This is a genomic window from Rhodococcus sp. YH1 (assembly GCF_009939605.1).
Classification (GTDB): domain Bacteria; phylum Actinomycetota; class Actinomycetes; order Mycobacteriales; family Mycobacteriaceae; genus Rhodococcus; species Rhodococcus aetherivorans.
The window spans coordinates 22,853-47,993 of sequence record NZ_WVTE01000255.1; the positions used below are offsets into that span (position 1 = coordinate 22,853).

21 protein-coding genes are annotated in these 25,141 nt (G+C 70.9%); 8 read left to right on the forward strand and 13 right to left on the reverse strand.

The annotated features are described in order from the left end of the window. Positions 1-155 precede the first annotated feature (155 nt). From AIIKEEIJ_RS25050 to AIIKEEIJ_RS25065, 4 genes are all read left to right on the forward strand, one after another. Entirely contained in the window at positions 156-1,496 is a 1,341-nt protein-coding gene (locus AIIKEEIJ_RS25050; protein ID WP_161996802.1) for an MFS transporter, read from the forward strand. Positions 1,497-1,631: 135 nt separating this feature from the next. Beyond that, complete coding sequence (locus tag AIIKEEIJ_RS25055; RefSeq protein WP_006944012.1) at positions 1,632-2,762, forward strand: thiolase family protein; 1,131 nt, start codon at positions 1,632-1,634, stop codon at positions 2,760-2,762. Positions 2,763-2,799: 37 nt separating this feature from the next. Next, positions 2,800-3,564 (forward strand): SDR family NAD(P)-dependent oxidoreductase, encoded by a 765-nt coding sequence (locus AIIKEEIJ_RS25060; RefSeq protein WP_006944010.1) that lies wholly within the window; start codon positions 2,800-2,802, stop codon positions 3,562-3,564. A 10-nt stretch (positions 3,565-3,574) separates the two neighbouring features. Further along, positions 3,575-5,257 carry an AMP-binding protein gene (locus tag AIIKEEIJ_RS25065; protein ID WP_161996803.1) on the forward strand — a complete coding sequence of 561 codons (1,683 nt, stop codon included), beginning with the start codon at positions 3,575-3,577 and terminating at the stop codon, positions 5,255-5,257. 264 nt (positions 5,258-5,521) lie between these two features. Here the strand turns inward: AIIKEEIJ_RS25065 and AIIKEEIJ_RS25070 are convergent, their stop codons facing one another. Then, positions 5,522-6,706 (reverse strand): acyl-CoA dehydrogenase family protein, encoded by a 1,185-nt coding sequence (locus AIIKEEIJ_RS25070; protein WP_161996804.1) that lies wholly within the window; start codon positions 6,704-6,706, stop codon positions 5,522-5,524. A gap of 207 nt (positions 6,707-6,913) precedes the next feature. Here AIIKEEIJ_RS25070 and fabG point away from each other — a divergent pair, with 207 nt between their 5' ends. Together fabG and AIIKEEIJ_RS25080 are read left to right on the forward strand one after the other, a co-directional pair. After that, positions 6,914-7,654, forward strand: a complete 741-nt coding sequence (gene fabG / locus AIIKEEIJ_RS25075) for a 3-oxoacyl-ACP reductase FabG (protein ID WP_006944004.1) — start codon at positions 6,914-6,916, stop codon at positions 7,652-7,654. A gap of 52 nt (positions 7,655-7,706) precedes the next feature. Further along, complete coding sequence (locus AIIKEEIJ_RS25080) at positions 7,707-8,915, forward strand: acetyl-CoA C-acetyltransferase (protein ID WP_029546606.1); 1,209 nt, start codon at positions 7,707-7,709, stop codon at positions 8,913-8,915. Between the two features lie 78 nt (positions 8,916-8,993). Here AIIKEEIJ_RS25080 and AIIKEEIJ_RS25085 read toward each other — a convergent pair whose 3' ends face one another. The 11 genes from AIIKEEIJ_RS25085 to AIIKEEIJ_RS25135 all read right to left on the reverse strand — a co-directional run bounded on the left by AIIKEEIJ_RS25085 (position 8,994) and on the right by AIIKEEIJ_RS25135 (position 21,995). Beyond that, entirely contained in the window at positions 8,994-9,863 is an 870-nt protein-coding gene (locus AIIKEEIJ_RS25085; RefSeq protein WP_161996805.1) for a LysR substrate-binding domain-containing protein, read from the reverse strand. A 4-nt stretch (positions 9,864-9,867) separates the two neighbouring features. Further along, a complete protein-coding gene (locus AIIKEEIJ_RS25090; RefSeq protein WP_050036093.1) occupies positions 9,868-10,743 on the reverse strand; it encodes a LysR family transcriptional regulator in 876 nt (291 codons plus the stop codon). A gap of 4 nt (positions 10,744-10,747) precedes the next feature. Continuing rightward, the gene (locus AIIKEEIJ_RS25095; protein WP_006941752.1) at positions 10,748-11,806 is read right to left on the reverse strand and encodes an MBL fold metallo-hydrolase; all 1,059 of its coding nucleotides are present in this window, start codon (positions 11,804-11,806) and stop codon (positions 10,748-10,750) included. Further along, positions 11,803-13,365, reverse strand: a complete 1,563-nt coding sequence (locus AIIKEEIJ_RS25100; protein WP_161996806.1) for a long-chain-fatty-acid--CoA ligase — start codon at positions 13,363-13,365, stop codon at positions 11,803-11,805. Before AIIKEEIJ_RS25100 ends, AIIKEEIJ_RS25095 begins: the two co-directional genes overlap by 4 nt. A gap of 243 nt (positions 13,366-13,608) precedes the next feature. Further along, entirely contained in the window at positions 13,609-15,114 is a 1,506-nt protein-coding gene (locus tag AIIKEEIJ_RS25105; protein ID WP_161996807.1) for a TerD family protein, read from the reverse strand. Positions 15,115-15,118: 4 nt separating this feature from the next. Then, positions 15,119-16,423, reverse strand: coding sequence for a TerD family protein (locus tag AIIKEEIJ_RS25110; RefSeq protein WP_161996808.1), 1,305 nt, complete (start codon positions 16,421-16,423; stop codon positions 15,119-15,121). Positions 16,424-16,440: 17 nt separating this feature from the next. Next, positions 16,441-17,283: an HAD family hydrolase gene (locus AIIKEEIJ_RS25115; RefSeq protein ID WP_202917593.1), complete on the reverse strand. Its 843-nt coding sequence runs from the start codon at positions 17,281-17,283 to the stop codon at positions 16,441-16,443. Positions 17,284-17,318: 35 nt separating this feature from the next. Continuing rightward, on the reverse strand, positions 17,319-18,425 hold the full coding sequence (locus AIIKEEIJ_RS25120) for a cysteine protease StiP domain-containing protein (protein WP_161996810.1): 1,107 nt from the start codon (positions 18,423-18,425) through the stop codon (positions 17,319-17,321). Continuing rightward, entirely contained in the window at positions 18,422-19,690 is a 1,269-nt protein-coding gene (locus AIIKEEIJ_RS25125) for a phosphoribosyltransferase domain-containing protein (protein ID WP_161996811.1), read from the reverse strand. Before AIIKEEIJ_RS25125 ends, AIIKEEIJ_RS25120 begins: the two co-directional genes overlap by 4 nt. After that, positions 19,687-20,877, reverse strand: coding sequence for an HpcH/HpaI aldolase/citrate lyase family protein (locus AIIKEEIJ_RS25130; protein WP_238406568.1), 1,191 nt, complete (start codon positions 20,875-20,877; stop codon positions 19,687-19,689). The genes AIIKEEIJ_RS25125 and AIIKEEIJ_RS25130 overlap by 4 nt, the downstream gene beginning before the upstream one ends. Further along, complete coding sequence (locus AIIKEEIJ_RS25135) at positions 20,874-21,995, reverse strand: hypothetical protein (RefSeq protein WP_044476232.1); 1,122 nt, start codon at positions 21,993-21,995, stop codon at positions 20,874-20,876. The genes AIIKEEIJ_RS25130 and AIIKEEIJ_RS25135 overlap by 4 nt, the downstream gene beginning before the upstream one ends. Before the next feature lie 234 nt (positions 21,996-22,229). On the opposite strand from AIIKEEIJ_RS25135, the gene AIIKEEIJ_RS25140 reads away from it, so the two are divergent. Next, positions 22,230-22,805, forward strand: a complete 576-nt coding sequence (locus AIIKEEIJ_RS25140) for a TerD family protein (protein WP_006941734.1) — start codon at positions 22,230-22,232, stop codon at positions 22,803-22,805. Between the two features lie 126 nt (positions 22,806-22,931). After that, positions 22,932-24,017, forward strand: a complete 1,086-nt coding sequence (locus tag AIIKEEIJ_RS25145) for a DUF475 domain-containing protein (protein ID WP_006941733.1) — start codon at positions 22,932-22,934, stop codon at positions 24,015-24,017. Positions 24,018-24,069: 52 nt separating this feature from the next. Here the strand turns inward: AIIKEEIJ_RS25145 and AIIKEEIJ_RS25150 are convergent, their stop codons facing one another. Beyond that, positions 24,070-25,071: an MBL fold metallo-hydrolase gene (locus AIIKEEIJ_RS25150; RefSeq protein ID WP_161996812.1), complete on the reverse strand. Its 1,002-nt coding sequence runs from the start codon at positions 25,069-25,071 to the stop codon at positions 24,070-24,072. Between the last annotated feature and the right edge of the window lie 70 nt (positions 25,072-25,141).

Below are 25,141 nucleotides of genomic sequence, written 5' to 3' on the forward strand. Positions count from 1 at the left end.
AGGTTTCGACGATCGATCGATTCGTCGACGGGACATTGCCTCAGTGACCTAGACCACGTTGAATGGATCCCGAGCGCCTGATCGGTGCATCTCTTTCGATCGCCGACGCACCGTCCGATCGATATATCCCTTCGAGCCATTAAGGGGACACTCCGGTGACCACTGGCGAAATCTCGCACGACGCAGCGCACGGCGCCCCGCCGAAGGGGGCGACACCACTCGTCAGCGGCAAGCAGGCATGGGGCATGACCGGCCTCGTGATCTTCCTGTACGTCGTCAACTACGCCGACAAGGCGGTGCTGGGCATCATCGCGCAGCCGCTGGCTCGCGAGCTGGGACTGTCCTCTTCCCAGATCGGCCTCGTCGGATCCCTGTTCTTCGTGACCTTTACACTCGGCGGCTTCCTGGCCGGCCCGCTCAACAAGTACCTCACCCTGCGGTGGGCGCTGCTTGCGCTGGCCGCGATGTGGTCGGTGGTCATGCTGCCGCTGGTCGTCTCGGCGAGCCTGGTGATGCTGATCGTCACCCGCATGCTGCTCGGCCTGGCCGAAGGCCCCAGCTCGGCGCTCATGCACACCGCCGCGTACTCCTGGCATCCCCCGGCCAAGCGCGGCCTGCCCGGCGCCTTCCTCGCCGGCTCGGCGTCGGTTGCCAAGATCGCTCTCGCCCCGATCCTCGCCTACATCACGGTCGAGTGGGGCTGGCGGGCCGCCCTGGTCTCCCTGTCGATCCTCGGCGCCGTGTGGATGGCCTCGTGGCTGACCGGCTGGAAGGAAGGCCCGTTCACCGCGACGGCCGTGAAGAAGGGGACCGGCACCGCATCCACCGAACCGTCGGTGCCGTGGAAGAAGATCTTCCTCACCCGCACGTTCATCAGCTGCGCTGTCCTGATCATGGTCGTCTACGCGCTCACCACCGTCGTGCTGACCTGGCTGCCCTCCTACTTCGAGGTGGGCCTCGGCTACAGCGCCCTGCAGGCCGGTTCGATGTTCGCCCTGCCGTCGATCGTCGGTCTCGTCCTCATGGTCACCTCCGGTTCGGTCACCGACCGGCTCGCCCAGCGCGGCTACCGCTCCCGGGTCGTGCGGATCATCGTTCCCGGCATCGGCGTCCTCGTCTGCGGTTCGGTCCTGGTCTTCCTGCCCAGCATCGGCACCCCCGGCCTCGCCGTCGCGGCCGTGTCCATCGGCTACGGCTTCGGCGCGATCGTCTTCCCCCTGATCAACGCCGCCATCTCGGAGCTGTGCCCGCCGCAGCAGACCGCCGGCACGATGGGCGTGTTCCTCGCACTGATGGCGGTCGGCGGCCTGGTCGCCCCCTACGGCACCGGCGTGCTCGTCGACAACGCGGCCACCCCGGCCGAGGGCTACGCGACCGCCTTCCAGGTCATCGGTGCACTCGGCATCGTCGCGGCGATCCTCGTCCTGATCTTCGCGAACCCGGAGCGCGACCGCGCCGTCATCCGGGGCGAGTCGGACGCCACCGCGAAGGCATAGCTTCCGCCTAACGGAGTCATCCACCGAATGTCCTTTCCCCACCGGCCGGGTGCGTGATCGACTCGATATCGAGGACCACCACCCGGCCGGTCGTCGTCTCCGCTCCTCGCTCTTCTACTGCAGTAAGGAATCCCCATGCGCGATGCCGTGATCGTCGATGCCGTCCGTACTCCGATCGGGCGCCGTGGCGGTGCCCTGTCCGAGATCCATCCCGCCAACCTGTCGGCACACGTGCTCGGGGCCCTCGCCGACCGCACCGGGCTCGATCCCGCGTCGGTCGAGGATGTCGTGTGGGGTTGCGTGAGCCAGGTCGGCGAGCAGGCCGGAATCGTCTCACGCAGTGCCGTGTTCGCCGCCGGCTGGCCCGAGACGGTTCCGGCCACCACCGTGAACCGCGCCTGCGGGTCGAGCCAGCAGGCCGTCTCGTTCGCCGCGGCTACCGTGATCTCCGGTCAGAGCGACGTGGTCGTCGCCGGTGGCGTGGAGTCGATGAGCCGCGTCCCGATGGGCAGCGCGAGCAAGAACGGTGAGCACTTCCCGGCCGAGGTTCTCGAGCGGTTCGGTGTCGAGGGCTTCAGCCAGGGCACGGGCGCGGAGATGATGGCCGAGAAGTGGGGCCTGTCCCGCACCGCGCTCGACGAGTACTCGCTGCGCTCGCACGAGCTGTCCGCGGCCGCGACCGACGCCGGCGCCTTCGCCGGGCAACTCGCCCCGATCGCCGGCCTGAGCGCCGACGAGGGCATCCGCCGCGGGGGCAGCCTCGAGTCCCTGGCCAAGCTGAAGACCGTGTTCAAGGAGGACGGCGTGATCCACGCCGGCAACTCCTCGCAGATCTCCGACGGCGCCGGTGCCCTGCTGATCACCACGAGCGAGTACGCCGCGGCGCAGGGCTGGACCCCGATGGCCCGCATCCACACCGCCGTCGTCGCCGCCGACGATCCGGTCATCATGCTCACCGGTCCCATCGCGGCCACCGAGAAGGCGCTGAAGCGGTCGGGCCTGTCCATCGACGAGATCGGCGCCTTCGAGATCAACGAGGCGTTCGCCCCGGTGCCGCTCGCGTGGCAGATCGAGACCGGCGCCGCGATGGACCGGCTCAACCCCCTCGGTGGCGCCATCGGCGTCGGCCACCCGCTCGGCGGCTCCGGCGCGATCCTCATGACCCGTCTCGTGCACCACATGCGCGACAACGGCATCCGTTACGGCTTGCAGTCGATGTGCGAGGCCGGCGGCATGGCGAACGCCACCATCCTCGAACTGCTCTGACACCCCGCTTCGCATTTCACGAAAAGGAACGAAAGATATGGAACTGAAGGGTCTTTCCGTCGCGATCACCGGCGGCGCATCCGGTCTCGGCCTGGCCACCGCCCGCCGCGTCCTCGACGCCGGCGGCACCGTCACCCTCATCGACCTGCCCGGCTCGCCGGGTGCCGACGTCGCGAGCTCCCTCGGTGACGGCGCGGCCTTCGCCGCCGCCGACGTCACCGACGCCGAGCAGTTCGCCGCCGCCCTCGACGTCGCGCACGAGCGCGGCGGCCTGCGCGGACTCGTGCACTGCGCCGGCGCCGGCCGGAAGATGCGCGTCCTCGACAAGGAGGGCAAGGCCGGTTCGCTCGAGGACTTCGAGTTCGTGATCCGGCTGAACCTGATCGGCTCGTTCAACGCGCTGCGTCTCGGTGCCGAGCGCATGGCCGCGCTCGAGCCGGTCGACGGCGAGCGTGGCGCCATCGTCATGACCGCGTCGGTCGCCGCCTTCGAGGGGCAGATCGGCCAGATCAACTACTCGGCGTCCAAGGCCGGCATCGTCGGCATGACCGTCGTCGCCGCCCGCGATCTGGCCAGCAAGAACATCCGCGTCAACACCATCGCGCCGGGCATCATGGACACCCCGCTGCTCGCGCGCCTGCGCGACGATGTGCGTGCCTCGCTCGAGAAGACCGTGCCGAACCCGGCGCGCCTGGGCCGCCCCGACGAGTTCGGCCGGCTGGCCACCAACATCCTCGAGAACGGCTACCTCAACGGTGAGACCATCCGTCTCGACGGTGCCATCCGCATGGCCCCGCGCTGAGGTGGGACGGATGACCATGAACCTGCCGGATCCGTCGACGATGTCGCTGTCCTACCCGGACGTGACGATGGGCGTGTGGGCGCCGAGCATGGCCGCCCTCTACGGCGACCGCCCGGCGATCGTCGACGGGGAACGGGTGTGCACGTACCGCGAGCTCGACGAGCGCTCCGCGCAGTTCGCCTCCGCCCTGCAGGGAGCCGGTGTCGCCCCGCGCGACGTGGTGCTGCTGCACGTGGGCAACTGCATCGAGTTCATCGTGGCCTACTACGGTGCGCTGCGGGCCGGCGCCACCGTGACGCTGGTCAACCCGCTGCAACCGGAACCGGGCCTGCGCAAGCAGATCGAGGAGACGGGCGCCGTGGCGGCGGTGACCCAGCCGCAGCAGCTCGGTGTCCTCCTCGGCGCCGCGGCGGGCACCACGGCCGCGACGATCGTGGTGGTCTCCGACGAGCCGGTGGAGGTGGCCCCCACCTCCGCGGCCGTCGTGCGGTACGACGAGTTCCTCGCCGGGCAGCCCACGGCGTTCACGCCGGCGGAGGTCGCCGGAACGGACGTCGCGCACCTGGCCTTCACCGGCGGTACCACCGGCATCTCCAAGGGCGTGCGCGTGCTGCACCGCAACGTGGTCGCCAACGTGACCCAGATGTGCGGGTGGCGGGCCGCCCACCAGGTCGTCACCACCGGCGACGGGCTGGTCGCGCTGCGCCCGATCGAGGGTCTCGATGTGCACGGGGTGATCCCCGGCGAGGGCGCCACCGTCGTCGTGTCGCCCCTGTTCCATGCCCACGCGCTGATCAACACGTCGTTCCTGCTGCTGTGCGGCCTCACCCAGGTGCTCGCGGGCCGCTTCGACCCCGCCCGCATGCTCGAGCTCGTGGAGCGGCACCGCGCCAGCTACATCACCGGCAGCCCGGCCATGTGGCATGCGCTGGCCACCCACCCCGACGTCGCCCGCCGTGACACCACGTCGGTGCGGGTCGTGTCGTCGGGGGCGGCGCCGATCGACCACGTCACGCTCGAGGCGCTCGGTGCGGCGTTCCCGAACGCCCGCGTGGCCGAGGGCTACGGCCTGACCGAGGGCACGTGTGTGGTCACCGCCATGCCGCTCATCATCGGGTCCACCTATCGTCTCGGCAGTGTGGGCCTGCCCATCTTCGACACCGAGATCGAGATCCGGGTCCAGGACGATCCGAGCGTCGTCCTCGGCGAGGGCGAGCGCGGCGAACTGTGGGTCCGTGGACCTCAGGTGACCGACGGCTACCTCGGCCATCCCGAGATCACGGCCCAGCAGTACGTGGACGGCTGGCTCGACACCGGCGACATCGCCTACCGCGACGCCGACGGCTATCTCTACATCTGCGACCGCGCCAAGGACATGCTGATCTACAAGGGCTACAACGTGTATCCGCGTGAGCTCGAGGAGATCCTGGTGTCCCATCCTGCGGTGTCGACGGCGGCGGTGGTCGGCCGCGAGGCCGGCAACGTCGGGCAGGAACCGGTCGCCTTCGTGGTGCCGGTGCCGGGCGCGCAGCCCGACCCTGCCGAGCTGATGACATTCGTTGCCGAGCAGGTCCTGCCCTACAAGAAGATTCGCGAGGTCGTCCTCGTGGACGCGCTGCCCACCTCCGCGGCGGGCAAGGTGCTCAAGACGGATCTGCGGGCCCGGATCGAGCAGGCCGCGGCCTCACGCTGAACCGGCAGCCGGGTACCGCGACGGTGCCCGGCTGTCGCCCTGTCGCCCTGTCGCCGTGTCGCCGTGTCGCCGTGTCGCCGTGTCGCCGTGTCGCCGTGTCGCCGCGTCGCCGTGTCGCCGTGTCGCCGCGTCGCCGCGTCGCCGCGTCGCCGAGCGAATGGACCATGCTGTCGGTCTGACGAGGTGAGCGATACATTCGCTCGGACGAACAGACGAAAAGGGGCGGTGCCTTCGACAGGCACCGCCCCTCGTCGCGTTCCGGGGTCAGCCGCGCTGGGCCTGCTTGACCAGTCCGCCGCCGATGATCAGGCGCTGGATCTCGCTGGTGCCCTCGTACAGGCGCAGCAGCCGCACGTCCCGGTAGATCCGCTCGACCGGCACCTCCCGCATGTACCCGGTGCCGCCGTGGATCTGCACCGCCAGGTCGGCGACCGTGCCGACCATCTCGGTGCAGAACAGCTTCGCCACCGACGGCGCGATCCGCCGGTCGGTGCCCTCCACCCACGCCCGCGCCGCGTCGCGCACCAGCGCCCGCCCGGCCATCACCCCGGTCTGCTGATCGGCGAGCATCGCCTGCACCAGCTGGAAGTTGCCGATCGCGGTGCCGCCCTGCGTCGCGGTCGCCGCATACGCCACCGACTCGTCCAGCGCGCGCTGCGCCTGCCCCACCGACAGCGCCGCGATGTGCACCCGGCCGCGGGCCAGGGAGGTCATCGCGGCCTTGTAGCCGACGTCCTCGCTGCCGCCGACCAGCGCCGCGGCCGGCACCCGCACGTCGGTGAAGTGCACGTCCGCCGTCCAGGACCCCTCCTGGCCCATCTTGCGGTCCTTGGCGCCGACCTGCACCCCGTCGGTGTCGGCCGGGACCAGGAACACCGCGATGCCGGTGCCGTTCTCGTCGGCGGGGCGGGTGCGGGCGAAGACGACGAACAGGTCCGCGAGCGGGGCGTTGGTGATGAACCGCTTCTCGCCGGTGATAATCCAGTCGTCGCCGTCGCGCACCGCCTTGGTGCGCAGCCCGGCCGGGTTCGAGCCGGCGCCGGGCTCGGTCAGCGCGAACGACGCGACGACCTCGCCGGAGGCGATCTTCTCGAGCCACTGCGCCTTCTGCTCGTCGGTGCCGAACCCGACGAGGACCTGCCCGGCGATGCCGTTGTTGGTGCCGAACATCGACCGCAGCGACAGCGTGGTGTAGCCCAGCTCCATCGCCAGCTCGGCGTCCTGCGCCAGGTTCAGGCCCAGCCCGCCCCACTCCTGCGGGATGGCGTACCCGAACAGGCCCATCTCCTTGGCGGCGGTGCGGATGTCGTCCGGAATCGCGTTGGTGTCGGCGATCTCCTGCTCGCGCGGCACCACCACGCCGCGCACGAACGCGCGGGTCTGGGCGAGGATTTCCTGGAAGTCGTCGTCGTCGACCTGGGCAGCCGGCGTCGCAGTCGAGGTTGTCATGAATCCACCATCGGTTTCCGGGGCGGCGGGTGTCCAATACGAATCACCCCATCGCCACATAGGCACTGTCGATGAATGGGGCGGGGTCGAATCACCGGTCCTCTCGGTATATTCGGAGCATCAGCCGACGGGCGTCGCCCGCGTCCTCGATTCATCGGTGCCTTCCCACCGTCCCCGGACCGGGTGGGCTCGTGCGAAAGGAACCTCATGTCACTGCTGGAGAACCGAACCGCCGTCATCACCGGAGGCGCTCAGGGCATCGGTTTCGCGATCGCACAGGAGTTCGTCGACGCCGGCGCCCGGGTCGTCCTCGGCGACCTCGACCTCGATGCCGCGACGGCCGCCGCCGAGAAGCTCGGTGGCCGCGAGGTGGCCCGGGCGGTGCGGTGCAATGTGGTGAACGCGGAGGAGTGGGACACGCTCCTCGCCGAGGCCGTCGACGGGTTCGGCTCGCTCGACGTCGTCGTCAACAACGCCGGCATCACCCGCGACGCGACGATGCGCACCATGACCGAGGAGGACTTCGACCTGGTGATCGCCGTCCACCTCAAGGGCACCTGGCACGGCACCCGCAAGGCGTCGGCGATCATGCGCGATTCCAAGCGTGGCGCCATCGTCAACATCTCCTCGCTCTCCGGCAAGGTCGGCATGGTCGGCCAGACCAACTACTCGGCCGCGAAGGCGGGCATCGTCGGCCTCACCAAGGCGGCCGCGAAGGAGATGGCGCACCACGGCGTGCGGGTCAACGCGATCCAGCCGGGCCTGATCCGTTCCGCGATGACCGAGGCGATGCCGCAGAAGGCCTGGGATCAGAAGATGAGCGAGATCCCCATGGGCCGGCCCGGCGAGGTGTCCGAGATCGCGTCCGTGGCCCTCTTCCTCGCGTCCGACATGTCCTCGTACATGACCGGCACGGTACTCGAGGTCACCGGCGGCCGATTCATGTGAGTCCCTGTCTCACGGTCTCTTTCACAATCACTCTCCTCTCCCGAAGGTCGTCATGCGCGAAGTAGTCATCTGCGAGCCCGTCCGCACTCCCATCGGCCGCTACGGCGGAATGTTCAAGTCCCTCACCGCCGTCGACCTCGGTGTCGCCGCACTGAAGGGTCTCCTCGACCGCACCGGAATCGCCCCCGACGCGATCGAGGACGTCATTCTCGGCCACTGCAACGGCAACAGTGAGGCCCCCGCCATCGGCCGCGTCGTCGCGCTCGACGCGGGCCTGCCGATCACGGTGCCCGGCATGCACATCGACCGTCGCTGCGGCTCCGGCCTGCAGGCCGTCATCCAGGCTGCGCTCCAGGTGGGCAACGGCGACAACGAGGTCGTCGTCGCCGGCGGTGCCGAGTCGATGAGCAACGCCTCGTTCTACTCCGTCGACATGCGCTGGGGCGGCGCCCGCACCGGCGTGCAGATGCACGACAGCCTCGTGCGTGCCCGGGCCACCGCCGGCGGCCGCTTCTACCCGGTGCCCGGCGGCATGATCGAGACCGCCGAGAACCTGCGCCGCGACTACGGCATCAGCCGGCTCGAACAGGACGAGCTCGCGGTGTCCTCGCACGCCCGCGCCGTCGCCGCGCAGAAGAACGGCATCCTCGCCGAGGAGATCGTCCCGGTCACCGTCACGACCCGCTCCGGTGACGACGTCATCGACACCGACGAGCATCCCCGCCCGGACGTCACCGTCGAGTCGCTGGCGAAGCTGAAGCCGATCATGGGCAAGCAGGATCCCGAGGCCACGGTCACCGCCGGTAACGCCAGCGGCCAGAACGACGCCGCGTCCATGTGCCTCGTCACCACCCCCGAGCGCGCCGCGGAGCTGGGCCTGACCCCGCTCGTGCGGGTCGTGTCCTGGGGCCTGGCCGGTGTGGCTCCGAAGATCATGGGCATCGGCCCGGTTCCGGCCACGGAGAAGGCCCTCGCCAAGGCCGGCATCACGCTCGCCGACGTCGACGTGATCGAACTCAACGAGGCCTTCGCGGCGCAGGCACTCGCGGTGACCCGCGAATGGAAGTTCGGCGCAGCCGATTTCGAGCGCACCAACGTCCACGGGTCCGGCATCTCGCTGGGCCACCCGGTCGGCGCGACGGGCGGCCGCATGCTGGCGACGCTCGCCCGGGAACTGCACCGCCGCGACGGCCGTTACGGCCTCGAGACGATGTGCATCGGCGGCGGTCAGGGTCTGGCCGCGGTGTTCGAGAGGGTGTAGGCCGCTTCGCGGCCGGTGCGTCCTTTGGGCTGTGGGAGCAACTCAAAGGACGCACCGGCGCGTCAGCGCCATGGTGGGTCAGCGCCGCCGTACCAGGTCGACGAACGCCTGACCCACCGCAGACAGGGTCGCCGGATCGAACGCGAGCCCGTACGTGCCCACCAGCCGCGGCTCGCATGCGCGCACCACGAGCCGGTCCCCGGCGGCCTCCGCCGGCACCCGATCCACGATCGACCCGCCGAGTCCGGCTGCCACCATCGGCAGCCGGACTTCGCGCTGGCCGACCAGGACGGAGATCTCCGGACGGGCACCGGCCGCGCGCAGCGCCGACTCCACCGCATCGACCATCGACCCACCGGTCGGCGCGAACACCATGGGGATGTCCGGCAGCTCGGACAGGTGGATCGGGCTCTCCGGCAGCTCGGATCCCGGCGGATACGCCAGCCACCACTCCTGCTCGCCCAGCTCGATCACCTCGAGTCCGTCGCCGCCCTCGAGCGGCAGGTGCGCAACGACGAACTCGCAGTGACCGTCGCGGATCAGCGACGCGACCAGCTCCTCGTCCTGCAGGGCCGAGAACCGCACCGCGACCTTGGGATATTCGCGGCGGAACCGCGCGATCAGCTCCACCAGCGGGCCGGCGGACAGTGCCGGGAAGGCCATGATGTCGAGCCGGCCCGCCACCGCGCCGTCCGACGTGGCGAGCAGCTCCTCGACCGCGGTCACGTCACGCAGGATCTGCCGGCTCGGGCCGATGAGGCTGCGGCCCGCCGCGGTGAGAACCATGCCGCGACCGATGCGGTGGAACAACTCGACGCCGAGCTCGCGTTCGAGGCTGCGCAGGGCCTGCGACACCGTCGGCTGCGCGACGCCGAGCGCGGTCGCGGCCCCGTTGATGCCGTTGTTCTCGACGACCGCGAGGAAGTACTCCACCTGCCGGAAATCCACAGTCCTACACTCCCTGCCGCAGTGTCGAGGCGACGTCGAGGAACGCCGCCGCGGCCGGCGACGGCTCGCCCGCCCGCAGCACGAGTCCGACGGGCCGGGTCAGTGGCGGCTCCAGCGGCCGCACCGTCACCGTGGGCATCTGCTGTTCGGCCACCGGCCTGGGCACCACCGTTGCGCCGGTGCCCAGGCACACCAGTCCCCACGTCGCCGCCGGGTGGGCGCAGTCGACGACGACATTGGCGGCGTTCTCGGCGAGCAGCCCGCCCGCCTTCGCGGCGTTGGTCCGGTCGCCGAGATCGACGACGAGGGGTACGTCCCGCACACGGGTGCGCGGGATCGGGTCCGGCAGGTCGGCCGCGAGGTCGTGGTGGAGGGCGAGCACGAGCTCCTGCTCGAACAGCGGCACGGTGATCATGCCCGCGTGCTCGACCGACAGGTCGGTCACGCCGATCTCCGCCTCGCCGCGGCGCAGCGCGGTGTGCACCCCGGCGGGACCGTCCGTGTCGACGATCCGCACCAGGATGTGCGGGTAGCGGTCACGGAAGCGGCGGGCGAGCTCGATCATCGGGTCGAACGAGAACGACGAGTACGTCACCACGTCGACGCGGCCCGAGGCGAGTTCGCGTACCGCGGCGACCTTCGCCTTCGCCCGCTCGACGTCGGCGAGGATGCGGCGCGCCGCTACGTCGAGCCGGCGGCCGTCCTCGGTGAGCGTGAGCCGGCGCCCGGTCCGGTCGAACAGGGTTGTGCCGAGCCGACGTTCGAGTGTGCGGATGGCCTGCGACAGCGACGGCTGCGAAATGTAGAGGGACTGGGCGGCCTTCGTGATCCCACCCCGGTCGACGACCGCGACGAAATAGGTGATGAGGTGAAGGTCCACCGGCTCATCGTACGGGGACGGCGGTTGCCGGCATCCAGCGGTCCGGGTCGGTACCGCACCCGGTGACCACGTCCCGGTCGGCGAGAACCAACAGGTGGGCGTCGGTCTCCCGCACCGCGAGCCGGCACAGACGCGGCGACATCGTCTCGAACGGACGGGACCACGAGATCCGCGTGGCGACCTCCCACGCCGTGGAACCGGGGTGCCGGGACACGGCCTCGGCGATCTCGGCCAGCCGTTCCTCGTGGTGGCCGAGCAGCGCCTGCGCGCGGGAAGCGACACCGCGGAAGCGGTATTCGTGGGCGGGGAAGACCTCGCCGTCGGGCAGGCTCGTGGTGGCGTGCAGCGACAGCAGGTAGCGGTGCAACGGATTCGGCAGTTCGCCCGGGACGGTGGAGATGTTGGGACTGATGCGGGGGAGCATGTGGTCGCCGCTGAACACCAGCTCGTGGGTGCGATCGACGAAGCACAGGTGGCCGGGGGTGTGGCCGGGCGTCCACACGGCGTGCAGGTCCCAGCCCGGCAGATCCAGGGGGGTGCCGTCGTCGAGCACGACGTCGAGCGACTCGCGCGGCCCGAACCGGACCAGTTCCATGACCTCGCCCGATCGGACCTCTTCGGGGGCTCCGAGCCGGGCCAGCTGCCGGGCCCAGGCCGCGGTGAACCCTTCCCGATCCGTGGCGGTGTGGTGGCCGAGCAGCGACGCGTCGGCGGCGTGCATCGCCAGTGCGGCACCGCTGACCTCGCGCAGCCGCGGCGCCAGGCCGAAGTGGTCCGGGTGCAGGTGCGTGATCGCCGCGAACCGGACCTCGGTGATGTCGTGCCCGGTCTGCCGGATTCCGTCGACCAGGGCCTGCCACGACTGTTCCGAGTCCCAGCCGACGTCGATCAGGGCCAGGCCGTCGGGCAGGGCCAGCGCGTAGACCAGCACGTAGCGCAGCGGGTTCTTCGGCATGGGCACGGGAATCGACCACAGCCCGGGCCGGACCTGCTCGACCGGTGGCAGCTCGCCGCGCCGCCACGCCTCCTGCTGCACGACGCCGACGACCTCGACCGCGGTCACGACACCTCCCCCGCGAGGGTGTCGCGCAACGTGCGCTTGAGGATCTTGCCGCTGGCGTTGCGCGGCAGCTCGCTCACGAAGTGGATGCGCTGCGGCTTCTTGTAGGAGGCGAGCCGGCTGGTGGTGAACGCGACCAGTTCGCTCTCGTCCGGCACGGCGGCACCGTCGGCCACCCGCACGACGGCGGTGACGGCCTCGCCCCACTTGCGGTCGGGGACCCCGACCACGGCGACCTCGGCGACGGCGGGATGCTCGGCGAGCACCGACTCCACCTCGATCGGGTAGACGTTCTCCCCGCCGGTGATGATCATGTCCTTCACCCGGTCGGTGACGAACAGGTAGCCGTCCTCGTCGAGGTGGCCGGCGTCGCCGGTGCGCAGGAATCCGTCGTGGGTGAACAGCGCCGCGGTCTCCTCCGGGCGCCGCCAGTAGCCGGACGTGTTGTGGCGGGAGCGGCACACGATCTCGCCGGACCCTCCCACCGGCAGGTCCTCCCCGGTCGCCACGTCGCGGATGGCGATCTCCACACCGGGCATGGGGCGGCCCGCCGAGCGCAGCAGGTAGGAGCGGGGACCGGTCGGGTCGTGATCCTCGACGCGCAACGCGGTGACGGAGCCGCTCGTCTCCGTCATCCCGTAGCGCTGGACGAATCCGCATCCGAGGGTGTGTACGGCGCGGCGCAGCATCGACGGGGTGACGGGGGAGGCGCCGTAGAAGATCAACTGCAGGCTCGACAGGTCGAACCTGTCCAGGCCGGGCAGGTCGAGCAGCATCTGGACGGTCGCGGGCACCAGGAACGCATGGGTGATGCGATGGCGTTCGACGAGCGACGCGACGGTGCTTGGCTGGAACTCGCCGAGCAGGACGGCGTGCACACCGGCGGAAAGGCAGGTGCTCAGCCATCCGGCCCCGGCGATGTGGAACAGCGGCATCGCGTTCAGCGCCACCGAGTCGGGCCGCCAGTGGTAGATGCGCTGTCCCTCCTCGTCGTTGTGGAGGTTGCGGTGGGTGATGAGCACCCCCTTCGGCGTGCCGGTGGTGCCGGAGGTGTACAGCTGCAGCAGCGTCGTGTCGGGGTCGTCGCCGCGGCCGGGATCGGTGTCGGCGCCGGTGGCGGTGAGCCGTTCCCACGTCCACGCCCCGGGCAGCAGGTCGTCGCCGGGCTCGGTGTCGACGAGGACGACGGGCAGGCCGGGCAGTGCGGCACGGATCGCCTCGGCTGCCGCTGCGAACCCGGATTCGACGACGAGCACGTCGAGTTCCGCGTCCTCGGCGATGCGGGCGGCCTCCGCCGGGGTGAGCCGCCAGTTCAGGGGGACGAACACCAGCCCCGCTTTCCCGCAGGCGACGAACGTCTCGGCGGCCTCGAGCCGCATGCGCAGGAGCGCTCCGATCCGACCGCCGCGGCGGGCCAGACCGCTCAGGGCGGTCGCGAGCCGATTGGTGCGCCGATCGAGTTCGGCGAAGGTGACGGTGGTGTCGCCGCAGGTCAGTGCAAGTGCGTCCGGCCGTTCCGCCGCGTGCTGCCGGACCCGCTGCGGAAGGTGCAGACCGCTCACATCCCACTCCTCGTTCCGTTCGGCGAGCGCCTCGATGTCGGGCCGCCGTGCCCGATCAGTCGATCACCAGCGCCTCGGCGGAACAAAGTCCAAGATCCACAGCGACCGATAGCGAGTGCCTATGTCGGGACCGGCGGCGCGCGACTGTCCTTGCGCGCAGAGGTGCTTCCTGCGCGGGTACGGCCCCCGACGGACGCGCGCAAGGAGCACGGCCGCGCGCGGATGTTCGGCTCAGCCCGAGGCTCAGCGCCCGAGCACAGCGACGACGCGGCGGAGCCCGTCGAGGTCCGGCGCAGTGTCCAACGTGAGCTGCCAGTCGGTGCCGGTCCACGGATCGGCCATGTGGGTGCCCGGCGCCACCGGTAGGTGCTGAGCCTCCTGCGAGAGCAGGTCCAGCAACGGCTCGTCCGTCACACCGTCGTCCTCGCCGACGATGATCACCGAAACCGGCTGTGTCGCAGACGCCTCCACGATCCGGATGACGTGCCTCAGATCGTCACGGGTGTAGCCGTGCGGGATACCCGCGAGCACCACGATCCGTGGCGCCGGTGGCTCGGCACCCGGATCCGCGGTCACGGCCAGTGCGGCGAGATCGACCGCGTGCGCCACGTCGCGCAGCCGGGGTCCGATGTCCGGGACGTCGCGGACGACCGGGCCCGTCACTGCGAAGGACACCACATCGGTGAGGGCGGACAACGCACCGGCTGTGTCGACGACGTCGAGGCGCGCCGCCGGGTGCGCCGCGAGGAGCCGCACCACGAGGGCCGACACGATCGGGGCGGTGGCGACGGAGTCCCCGTCGACCCACAGCGGGCGCCGCAGCGGCAACGGGAGGCACAACGGAAGTGTCGGGGAGTCGCGATCCGGGGCCCCGAGTTCGCCTATCCGCAGCCCGTTTCCGCCGAGACCCGGCCGCTGCCACGCCGGTGCGTCCCACGAGGCCATCGCCGCGGGCAGGGCCGCGCCGACGGCGCGCAGTTCCTCGGTCAACAACGCGGTGTCGGCGGCGTGCCGGGCGCGAGCCGCGGCGATCAGCTCGTCGCATCGCCGATTCGCCTCGGCCCGAGCCTGGTCGGCGGCCGGTCCGGTGCGGCGGGCCGGGTCGGAGACGGCTGCGGACAGTTCCTCGTCGAGCCGGTGCAGTGCGTAGTCGTGTGCGGAGACGAACGCGGCGGCAGAGCGGGATGCGTCCTCGAAGATCTGCCAGGTCCGCTCCCACGCCTGCTCCGGTTCGACCGGCACCGTCGCCGGGGTATCCGGCGAGGGCGGAGCCGGCTCGTCGTCGACGTCCACTCCGTGCGCGCGGAACAGTTCGGCGAGTCCACCGGCATACCCCTGGCCCACCGCCCGCAGCTTCCATCCGCCGTCGCGGCGGTACAACTCCCAGCAGATCACCGCCGACTCGGCACCGCCGGCGGGCGCGTCGAACGTCGCCGGCCCGGATCCGGGCGGCCCGGTCAGGTCGGTGGACAGCGCGCCCACCGGCCCTCGGTCCGAGGAGACCGCCAACAGCACCGCGGCGGCCTGCGGGCACACCCGGTCGAGATCCACGACGACGGCGTCGCCGGCCAGGTCCACGCCCGGCGCCGCGGGCTGGTTGTAGAACACGGCGTCGGCGGAGGTGCGTACCTGCAGGTTCGTGTCGACCACCAGCGCGCACACGTCCAGCGGCCCCGCCGCGCGCGCCGTGAAGCGGACCCGGCGCGCCGTCAGCGGGGCGTTCTGCCCCGCCGCGAATCTCCCCGTCACGGCGTCAGGACACCAGGAACCGGCCGAGCTGCGGCGCGGCCTCCCCGGGATGCTTGGCCTGGATGCCCTCGCCGATCGCCTGAAGCTTCCAGTCCTGCCCCTGCCGGTACACCTTGGCCATCACCATGCCGGTGAACGGCATACCGCCCTGCATGGTGTAGCGGGCCAGCTCGGCGTTGTTGGTGCCGTCCACCAGCCGGCAGAACGCGTTCGCAACCTGCTCGAAGGTGTGCCCCTTGTACGAGGTGACGATGAACATGACTGTCGTGATGTGGGCCGGGACCCGGGTGAGGTCGACAAGCACGACCTCGTCGTCGCCGGCGCCCTCGCCGGTGAGGTTGTCGCCCTGGTGCTGGACCGAGCCGTCCTTGGACCGCAGCTGGCCGTAGTACGCGACGTCGACGAGGTTCTGGTCGGCGAACAGCACGGCCGACGCGTCGAGGTCGATGTCGGCGGCACGGTTGCCGAACAGACCGCGCTTCGCGATCGGATCCCAGCCCAGCCCCATGCGCAGGTAGGTCAGGGCCACACCACCCTCCTTGCGGAGGGTGACCTTCTGGCCCTTGACGAGGCTGACCGGCCGGCTCTTGGTGAGGCTGACCTCGGGCTGGGCGTCCTGCGCCGGCTGCGGCGCGGAGGCCTGCACGTACGGCTGCGACGGGGCCGGCTGCTGGTAGGGCTGCTGAGCAGAAGGCGGCGGCGTGGAGTAGGCCGGCGGTACGGGAGGCGCGGCCGGGGCCGACGGCGGCACGGGCTGAGCCGGCTGCGGCGCGGGCTGAGCCGTTTGCGGCGCCGCCGCGGGCGCGTCGTCGACGCTCACCCCGTGATCGGTCACGAGCGCGGCGAACCCGCCCGCGTATCCCTGGCCGACGGCCCGCACCTTCCACGCGCCCTGCCGCCGGTACAGCTCGAGGGCGATCACGATCGACTCGCTGCTCAGCCCGTCGATCCGGTACTCGTAGAGGACGTTGCCCGCGGTGTCGGAGACCCGCGCGGACGGCGGGGCGAAGCGACCGAAGCTGCTCGACGCGTCGTCGAGGGTGATGACCGCGCGCACCTGGTCGATGTCTGCCGGCACCTGGTTCAGCGACACGGCCAGCGACGCGGCCTGCCCGGGAGTGCCCGGCACGAGCCGCACCCCCGGCCCGCTCGGCTGGTTGAAGAAGACGAAGTCGGCGTCGGAGCGCACCTTGCCGTCGGCCTTGACCAACAGGGCGGACAGGTCGGCCGGGGTGGTCAGCTCGAGCGAGACGACGACGTCGGTGGCGGTGAGGGGGCCGTTCTGACCCTTGGCGAGAGATACGGGCACGGGAGGGGTCCTCACTGTTACTGGAAACTCTGTCTTGGGGAACATGGAGCGTCACTGCCACTGTACGAACCCGCGCCGATCCGGGCGTATCGGGCGAACCAGGCCAGGATCTCCTCGCCGGCCCGGATCCCCGTTTCCCGGGTCACCGTCACCGTCGGGTGCCGCCAGTCCAGCGCTTCGAGTTCGCCGTGCCGCGGCCGGATCGCGGCGTCGGCGGCGACCAGCATCTCGGCGTCGAGCGCTCCGTCCCCGGCGGCGAGTACCGCGGCATCCGGGGCGAGCGTTCCGTCGGCGACCAGGCGCCGGCGGACCTCGGCGACGGCCTTGCTCTTGCACACCGCCGACGGCATCGTGTACAGCTTGCGGCCCTGCTGCGAGGCGCTCCATCCGCGGCCGCGGCACCAGTGGTCCCATTCGTCGAGGAATCCGACCGGCTGGGCGGCGACGTCGATCACGAGATAGCAGAACAACTCGTCGGCGATGCGGAACTTGTGCACCCAGTCGTCGGAGACGCGGCGCCGCAGTTCGGCGGTGACCTCGTCGAGTCCGGCGCCCTCGGCGCGCACGCCCGCGTCCACCGCCTGCCGCCACCCGGTGTCCGGCACACCGTCGGCGAGGATCACGCCGCCGTTGCTGGCGATCGCGTAGGGCCACGGTGCGCCGGGCAGCGCGATGCGCCGGAACTGTTCCGGGGTGCGCGTGGTGGTCGGCACCACCACCGCGGCGGCGGCCAGGTCGCGCAGGCGCTGCGCGGACGTGACGGTCAGGTACGACAGGGGCGCACCGTCGTAGTGCTCGACACACACCAGATCGCCGTCGACGACGGGCGATTCGCCCATCGCGGCGCGCGAGTAGATCATCGTGCGGTCGAGGTCGGTCGCGACGAGGGCGGTGGTCACGGCAGATCCTTGATCAGTCCCATGCAGGAATACGCCAGGTCGGGAACCGTTTCGACCGGCACGTCGCGGGCGGCGGCGAGCATCCGGATGTGCGCGTGCTCCTCGGCATCGGCCTCGCGGACCAGCACCCGCCACGGCACGCGCCGCAACAGCACCCGGGTGGTCTCACCGACACCGGGCTTGACGTAGTTGACGGTGGAGATGCCGTACTCGGCCCGTACCCTCTCCACCGACTCCCAGCCCGCCCACGTGGGGGTGCGGTCGGACCGCAGGATGTCCCCGGCGGCGGTGACTGCGGCGTCCCGGTCTCCGAATTCCGCGGCGACGGTGTCGAGGAGGACGGCCGAGACGTCCTCGCCGGCAAGTTCGGCGTAGAACTTGGCGCCGTGGAACTCGCCCGGGCCGATCAGGGTTTCGTTGAGGACGGTGCGTGAGACCAGGCCGGAGACAGTGGAATTCAGGCACGCCGAGGCGATGAGGAAGTCGTCGCGGGTGCCGTAGGTCCGCACGCAGTACCCGGGGTCGGCGAGCACGGCGAGGTCGCCGGAGAGTTCCGGACCGCCCGCGGCCCGGTACTCGGCCAGGGCCGCCGCGAGTTCGCGGGCGATGGCGCCCTTGCCGGTCCAGCCGTCGACGAACACCACCGAGGCCGGATCGTGACGCGCCGTCACGTGGTCGAGGGCGGCGACGTCGATGCCACGGCGCCGCACGATCGACACCGCGTAGTGCGGCAGGTCCAGCCCGTGGTGCCGCTGCGCCCAGCGACGGATCAGGATGCCGACGGGAGTGCCGGCGCGGGCCAGTGATACGAGCGTCAGGTCCCGGCCCCGTTCGGCGAGCAGCAGTTCGGTGACCGTACCGACGGCGTGGGCGAGGCGCCCCGCCGTCGCGGCGAGTACCTTGTCGAACAGCTCGCGGTAGGCGGCATCGGGTTGGTATTCGATCGGCAGCGTCTCGGCGTAGTGGGCGAGACCCGACTGGATGCGGCGTTCGCGCTCGGCGATGTCGGCCTCGAGGGCGACGTGCGAGAGGTCCTTGAGGAGCCACCGCACCTCGTCCGGGGCGTAGGAGCCGAAGTCGGGTCCGGCCAGCGGAACGGTCATCGTCCCTCCCGGGTGGCGCGCAGCACCGACGGGTCGGTGGCGGGCACGACGGCGACGACCACGTCCTCCCCGGCGGCGGTCAGCACGTCGAGCAGGCCACCGTCGGCCCGGAGGCGATCGGTGTCGGCGGGATCGTCGAGCACCAGCAGCAGCCGTGCCCGTTCCTCCGGCCACCGCGCGTTGTACAGGTACCGCGGGACGTCGTCGGGTTCGGGTGCGATGAAGGTGAATCCGCGCCGAAGGGGGTAGCAGGGCACGTCCCGGACGTACGCAGGGGAGCGGGTGGTGGTCTGGAACCGCGTGGGGATCCCCCGGCGGGCGAGCGCGTCGGCGATGCGCAGCGGCAGGTACATCAGTTCCTCGTGGCCCACCACGACGACCGGCCGTCCCGGTCCGAGGGCGGTGGCCACGGCCTCGGTCGTGTGCTCGATCGCGGCGTCGAAAGCCGCGGTGTCGGTGCGCAGGAAGCCGTGCCGCCCGCCGTCGGGCACGGTCGCCGGCCACGGCAACGTCACGAACTCCACGGAGCCCCGTTGTGAGGCAACGGGATTCATATCCGGATCGGGCAGTGCGGCGACCCGCTCGACGAGCCCGTCGGGAAGGATCGTGTGTCCCGCCGCGAGGCTCACGTGGTCGATCCGGGCGCCGAGTTCGGCGGCCGCCTCGTCGACCGCGCGACGGTGATCGGCGGTGCGCATGTCCACCAGCGACGCGACGACGTACCGGGCGCGAGGATGGTGCCGGTGCAGGGACCGGATCGCGTCGACGGCCGTGGCGCCGGTGGAGATCTCGTCGTCCACCAGGACCAGCGGTGCGTCGTTCGCGAACAGCTCCGGCGACGTCGGCTGGAGCAGGTGCGACGTGGCGTGCGAGTGGCCCTCCTCGAACCCGGCGAAGGTGCCGGCGCCGGGCACGTCACGCCGGGTGGAGTGCAGGTAGCAGCGCGCTCGCAGCCGGCTGGCCACACAATGGCCCAGGCCCGTTGCGGTTTCGGCGAATCCGAGTACGACCGTGTCGTGCGCGGCGGAGCCCAGCAGGTCCGCGACGAGATCGCCGAGCCGGTCACCCGCGCCGATGACCGCGGCCGGGTCGGTGGGAATGTGCTTGCCGAGCACCGTGGAGACCAGCAGGTGTGCGCGACGGGGGTTGCGGCGCAGCCCCGGCACGACGAGGTCCGGCACGGTGTCGCCGGTCGCCGAGTCGAAGTGCTGCAGTTCCAGGCCGAATTGCTCCGTCGCCCAGGGTGACTGCAACCCCGCGGTCACCGGTCCACCAATGCCGTCAGCAGGTCCACGAAAGTGACTCCCTTGTTGGTGACGCCGAACACCGAGGCGCGCAGCAACGTCTGCTGCGCCCAGGTGCGGTGCGGGCGCCGCTCGTTCATCTTGTTGCGGTAACCGGAGGCCTGCACGCCACCTGCGTCGCCGCCGAGGATGTCGACCGCGTCGTGGTACTCCTCGTGGGTGACCGCGGACAAGGCGTGCACCGCGGCCACATGGGAGGGATGGATCACGGTCTTGCCCTGGATGCCGTTCGCCCGGTCGAGGGCGATCTCGCGGAGCAGCCCGTCGAGATCCCGGCTGACGAGCTGCTGGCGGAACATCACCGCGTCGTGCTCGGCGAACGGCGTGGCCCGCAGCATCGGGCGGAACATGCGCTCGTGATCGGCGAAGTACTCCCAGACGGGACCGGTGATGACGAATCCGGTGCCGTCGGTGCGGCCGAGATAGTTGACGACATCCGCAATGACGTCGACGACCACGCGTACGTCGTAGATGGTCAGGTCGCGGTCGCGGCGGATGCCGAACGTGCCGCACATGTCGGTGGCCCCGATCCGTACCGCCAGCACCCGGTCACGGTGCCCGGCGAGCAGTGCCGCGATCTGCTGCAGCTCGCCGTCGCGGGTCTGCCGGTGCACCAGCTCGGCGGACTCGAGCACCGGCATCGCGTACAGGTGCTTGTCGAGCCGCTCGGACGCCGCCGCCACCGCATCGAGGAAGGCCGGCCCCGACGCCGCGGTGAACTTGGGCAGAACGAATCCGGTCAACGCGGTGACGCCGGGCCCCAGGATGTCGGCGATGCGGTCGACACCGTCGGGGGTGCGCACCCGGACGAACAGCAGCATCGTCGCGGCCGCGGTGCCGGCGAGCTCGTCGAGGGTGGCGACCGCGTTGCGCAGGCCGTCCTCGACCTCGTGATCGGCGACGGCGTCCTCGAGGTCGATCACCATCGAGGCGACACCCTCGCGGGCTCGGCGGGCGATCGTGGCGGTCAGATCCGCGCGGGTGGCCGGGACGTACAGGGTGGCCCCGAGCGCGACGGCGAGCCGATCGCGCTCGTCGGCATCGGAGAATGCCTGCGGCGGATGCAGGAACAGCGTGTCCCGGGTCGCGCGGTCCATGTGGTGGAAATGGTGCATCGTGCGCATATCGGCGAAGGTTCCCCCACTCATGCCTCTTCCGTTCGTCCTCTCATTCGTTGCACCACGCCGGCGATGAAGCGCGAAACGGCGTCGAGCTCTCGGACGTACGCCCAGTAGTCGGGGTGTACGCCGGTGAGCGAACCGACTGCCCTGTCGATCCGATCGAGCTGCGCGTCGAGCACCGATCCCCATTCTGCGGTCAACCCCCGTTGCACCGCGAGTTGTTGCGCGTCGCGCAGACGGAACCGTACCTGCTCCACCTTCGCGGCCGGATCACGGCGGACCGCGCGGAGGACGGACAGCCGCTCGGTGACGGCGTCGACGTAGCGTTCCGCCTGGGTGAGCGATGCCCGGGCCGCCGCGGTCAGCTCGAGCGCCTGCTCGGGCCGGTTCCCGGCCGAAGCCGTTCGCGCCGCGGTCACGTCGGCGTCGGCCCGGTCGAGGAACTCGCGGGCGGCGCGCTCGTTGCCGGACAGGTCGGCGGAGCTGGCCGCGTTGAACTCGCGCAGCAGGGCCGAGAACGCCGGCGCCAGGCTCTCGGCGCGGGTGCGGACCGCCGACAGGCGGGTGGTGACGGATGCCACAGCTTTCCGGGCGGACTCGGCCTTGTCCGGCGCCTGCGCGAGGGCGCGACGCAGGGCGATGGCCGCCTCCTCGGCCCGCCGTGCCGCCGTTCGGACGGCGCCGGTTCCCACCGCCGAATCCAGGGCGCGGACCTCCGCGTCGAGCGCGTTCGCCGCGGCCCGCACGGACGGGTAGTCGGCGTATGCGGCGTGCTCGGGCGCGTCCACCAGCGCCGCCGCGGCCTGCGCCTCGGTGCGGACCTGCCGGGCGAGCTGCGGGACGGTCTGTGCCACCGCGACCGAATGCTCGAGGTGTGCGCGGTGGCGATCGTAGAACTGGTCGAGGGTGCGGGTGGCGAGACCGATCTGCTGCAGAGCCTGTTCGTAGGCCGGGGCGGGAGCGAGCGGATCGGTCGGTTCGGTGCGGGCGAGGTGCAGGTACGTCTCGGCCGCGCGGTAACAGGCTTCGCGGACGGGCTCCCACTCGCGGCGCAGCCCGCGCTGCGGCGCGAGGTCGTGCGAGGCCGTGACGGCGGCCTCGGCGACGGACTGGCGGCGGTCCATGTCGAGGAACGCGGCGACCATCGCGTCGTAGGCGCCACGGGCCACCGGATCGTCGGTGCTCCCACCGCCGAAGAGGCGGCGCGTCCATCGGCTCGCCACGCCCCGAATGGTACTGGTCCGCGCGGTTCGGCCCCGTGCGCGCGCCTCGAGCATGGGGCGTCGGCGCGGAACAGCTATTAGGGTGGAGTGACACGCGCAAATCGGGCGTGCCCGCCCGGGCACCTCGTCCGGACCGACAGATCGAAAGGACCCCGCATGGGCGTCAGCTTGACCAAGGGCGGCAATGTTTCCCTCACCAAGGAAGCGCCGAACCTCACCGCCGTGGCCGTCGGCCTCGGCTGGGACATCCGCAGCACCACCGGTGCCGACTTCGACCTCGATGCCAGCGCGATCGCGACCGGCGCCGACAAGAAGGTCGTCTCGGACCAGCACTTCGTCTTCTTCAACAACCTCAAGTCCCCGGACGGCTCGATCGAGCACATCGGCGACAACCGCACGGGCGAGGGCGAGGGCGACGACGAGGTCGTCAACGTCGACCTGAGCGCCGTGCCGGCCAACATCGAGAGCATCTTCTTCCCGGTCTCGATCTACGACGCCGACTCCCGCAGCCAGTCGTTCGGACAGGTCCGCAACGCGTACATCCGCGTCGTCGACCGCGCCAACGGCAACGAGCTCGCCCGCTACGACCTGTCGGAGGACGCCTCCACCGAGACCGCCATGGTCTTCGGTGAGCTGTACCGGCACGGTGCGGAGTGGAAGTTCCGCGCCATCGGCCAGGGCTACGCGTCCGGCCTGGCGGGCATCGCCCGCGACTACGGCGTCAACGTCTGACGTCGCATCCGGATTCCGGATCCGGCCCCCGGCTTCGTCGCCGGGGGCCGCTTTCCTTGGTTCACCGATAATTTGCTGCAGTAACCACCCTGCACCGCCCCGATCCAGACAGAAAGGCCACGCTTCGTGGTTCTGCGCATCTTCGGCATATCGTTTGCCGTCACCGTCGTCTCCCTGGTGGTCGCCTTCCTCTACGGCGGACCCCAGGCCCTGTTCCTCGCCGCGATCCTCGGCATCCTCGAGGTCTCGCTCTCGTTCGACAACGCGGTCATCAACGCCACCGTGCTGCAGCGGATGAGCGAATTCTGGCAGAAGATCTTCCTCACCATCGGCATCCTCATCGCCGTGTTCGGCATGCGGCTGATCTTCCCGCTGCTCATCGTGTGGATCGCCTCCGGCCTCGGTCCGATCGAGGCACTCGACCTCGCCTTGAACCCGCCGCCGAACGACGCCGCGTACTTCCCCGACGGCAGCCCCAGCTACGAGACCATCATCACCGACGCCCACCCGCAGATCGCCGGGTTCGGTGGCATGTTCCTGCTGATGCTGTTCCTGAACTTCATCTTCGAGGAACGCGAGATCAAGTGGCTGGCCTGGCTCGAGCGTCCGCTCGCGCGGGCCGGCAAGCTGGACCAGCTCGAGGTCGTCACCGCCTCGGTGCTGCTGGTGCTGACCGCCACGATCCTCGCTCCCGAGGACAAGGTCTCCACCGTGATGATCGCCGGCGTGCTCGGCATGATCACCTACATCGTCGTCAACGGGCTCGGCGAGCTGTTCCACATCCCCGAGGAAGAGGAAGAGCCGACGGGCGGGCCCACCCAGCTGGCCAAGGCCACCGGCAAGGCCGGGTTCTTCCTGTTCCTCTACCTCGAGGTTCTCGACGCGTCGTTCTCCTTCGACGGCGTGATCGGCGCGTTCGCCATCACCTCGGACCCGATCATCATCGCCCTGGGCCTCGGTTTCATCGGCGCGATGTTCGTCCGCTCGATCACGGTGTTCCTCGTCCGCAAGGGCACCCTCTCGGAGTACCGCTACCTCGAGCACGGCGCGCACTGGGCGATCGGTGCGCTCGCGTTCATCCTGCTGTACTCGATCGGCCATCACGTGAACGAGATCGTCACGGGTCTCGTGGGGGTCGCGCTCATCGGTGCCGCGTTCGCCAGCAGCATCCGCCGCAATCGTCAGGAGGCGAAGGCGACCGTCGCCGCCTGACCCGCCCGGGTGAAGGGACCCTCCGATCGGTTCGACCGATCGGAGGGTCCCTTCACCGTTTCGCGGACAACTCGCGCAGCAGCGTCTCGGCGTCGGCGAACGCCCGCGCCCGTCGCACGACGGTCGGCGCCGCCGGCGGATGCCCGTCCCACCCGTGGAACAGCGTGCTCAGGCTCAGGACGATCCGCTCCGGGTGGATCCAGTCGCCCCACCGGACGAATTCGGGATCCCGCACCAGCTGCCGGGCCGCCTCGAGCGGCCCGGCGCCGCGCGCGTACTGTTCCCGGCCGGCCTGCTCGAGCCACACCCAGTAGGCGCGCAACTCGCGGATTTCCGCGGGTCCGCACAGCGGCCCGTGACCGGGCACGTAGAGGTCCGCGTCCAGGGCCAGCAGCCGGTCGATCGCGGCGAGCCAGTTCTCCAGCGGCCCGTGCCACAGGATCGGGGTCGAGCCGATGAACAGCAGATCGCCGGCGAACACGATGCCGGCGTCCGGCACGTGCGCGATGAGGTCCCCGGCGGTGTGGCACGGCCCGAGGCGCTCGAGCTGGACCGGACGTTGCCCCACATCGAGCCGCAGGACTGTGTCGAAGGTGTGGTCGGGCAGCCGAGGCGATCGCAGCGGCAGGCGGGCGCCGCCCGGCACCCGGCGCATGTAGGCGGCCGCGGCGCCCAGCATCCCGGGCAGCGCGGCGAGCGGACGTCCGGCCGCCGCGAGCGCCGCCACCGCGGCGGGAGGGAGATCCTCGCGCATGCCGCGCAGCGCGGCCGCACTCGTCGTGATGCGGGCCGTCGCCGGAAGCGTGTCGTTGCCCCACCAGTGGTCGCCGTCGGAATGGGTGTTGACGGCCTCGGTGATCGGTGCCCGCGACACCAGCGGCTGCTGTGCCTCGGCGATCCGCCGCGCCAGCCGCGTGTCCCACGCGGTGTCCACGACCAGCGACGCCGTGCCCGCATCGACGACGAGACCGGTGTTCGCCTCTCCCCAGCCGCCCGGCGTCCGTACAACCGCCCACACCCCGTCGCCGATCTGCGTCAACCCGCCGTCGCCCACCGTTCGCCCCCCGTCCGCAGTGGCGGTGAGTCTAACCGCACGAGCCGGACCGTGGTTTGCCCCCGGCCCG

What these genes read in the sequence shown, in the direction of transcription:
- AIIKEEIJ_RS25055 (WP_006944012.1), top strand. Translation starts at nt 1,632, where the DNA reads ATGCGCGATGCCGTGATCGTCGATGCCGTCCGTACTCCGATCGGGCGC.
- AIIKEEIJ_RS25060 (WP_006944010.1), top strand. Translation starts at nt 2,800, where the DNA reads ATGGAACTGAAGGGTCTTTCCGTCGCGATCACCGGCGGCGCATCCGGT.
- AIIKEEIJ_RS25065 (WP_161996803.1), top strand. Translation starts at nt 3,575, where the DNA reads ATGACCATGAACCTGCCGGATCCGTCGACGATGTCGCTGTCCTACCCG.
- AIIKEEIJ_RS25070 (WP_161996804.1), bottom strand. Translation starts at nt 6,706, where the DNA reads ATGACAACCTCGACTGCGACGCCGGCTGCCCAGGTCGACGACGACGAC.
- fabG (WP_006944004.1), top strand. Translation starts at nt 6,914, where the DNA reads ATGTCACTGCTGGAGAACCGAACCGCCGTCATCACCGGAGGCGCTCAG.
- AIIKEEIJ_RS25080 (WP_029546606.1), top strand. Translation starts at nt 7,707, where the DNA reads ATGCGCGAAGTAGTCATCTGCGAGCCCGTCCGCACTCCCATCGGCCGC.
- AIIKEEIJ_RS25115 (WP_202917593.1), bottom strand. Translation starts at nt 17,283, where the DNA reads ATGATCTACTCGCGCGCCGCGATGGGCGAATCGCCCGTCGTCGACGGC.
- AIIKEEIJ_RS25120 (WP_161996810.1), bottom strand. Translation starts at nt 18,425, where the DNA reads ATGACCGTTCCGCTGGCCGGACCCGACTTCGGCTCCTACGCCCCGGAC.
- AIIKEEIJ_RS25130 (WP_238406568.1), bottom strand. Translation starts at nt 20,877, where the DNA reads ATGAGTGGGGGAACCTTCGCCGATATGCGCACGATGCACCATTTCCAC.
- AIIKEEIJ_RS25135 (WP_044476232.1), bottom strand. Translation starts at nt 21,995, where the DNA reads ATGGTCGCCGCGTTCCTCGACATGGACCGCCGCCAGTCCGTCGCCGAG.
- AIIKEEIJ_RS25140 (WP_006941734.1), top strand. Translation starts at nt 22,230, where the DNA reads ATGGGCGTCAGCTTGACCAAGGGCGGCAATGTTTCCCTCACCAAGGAA.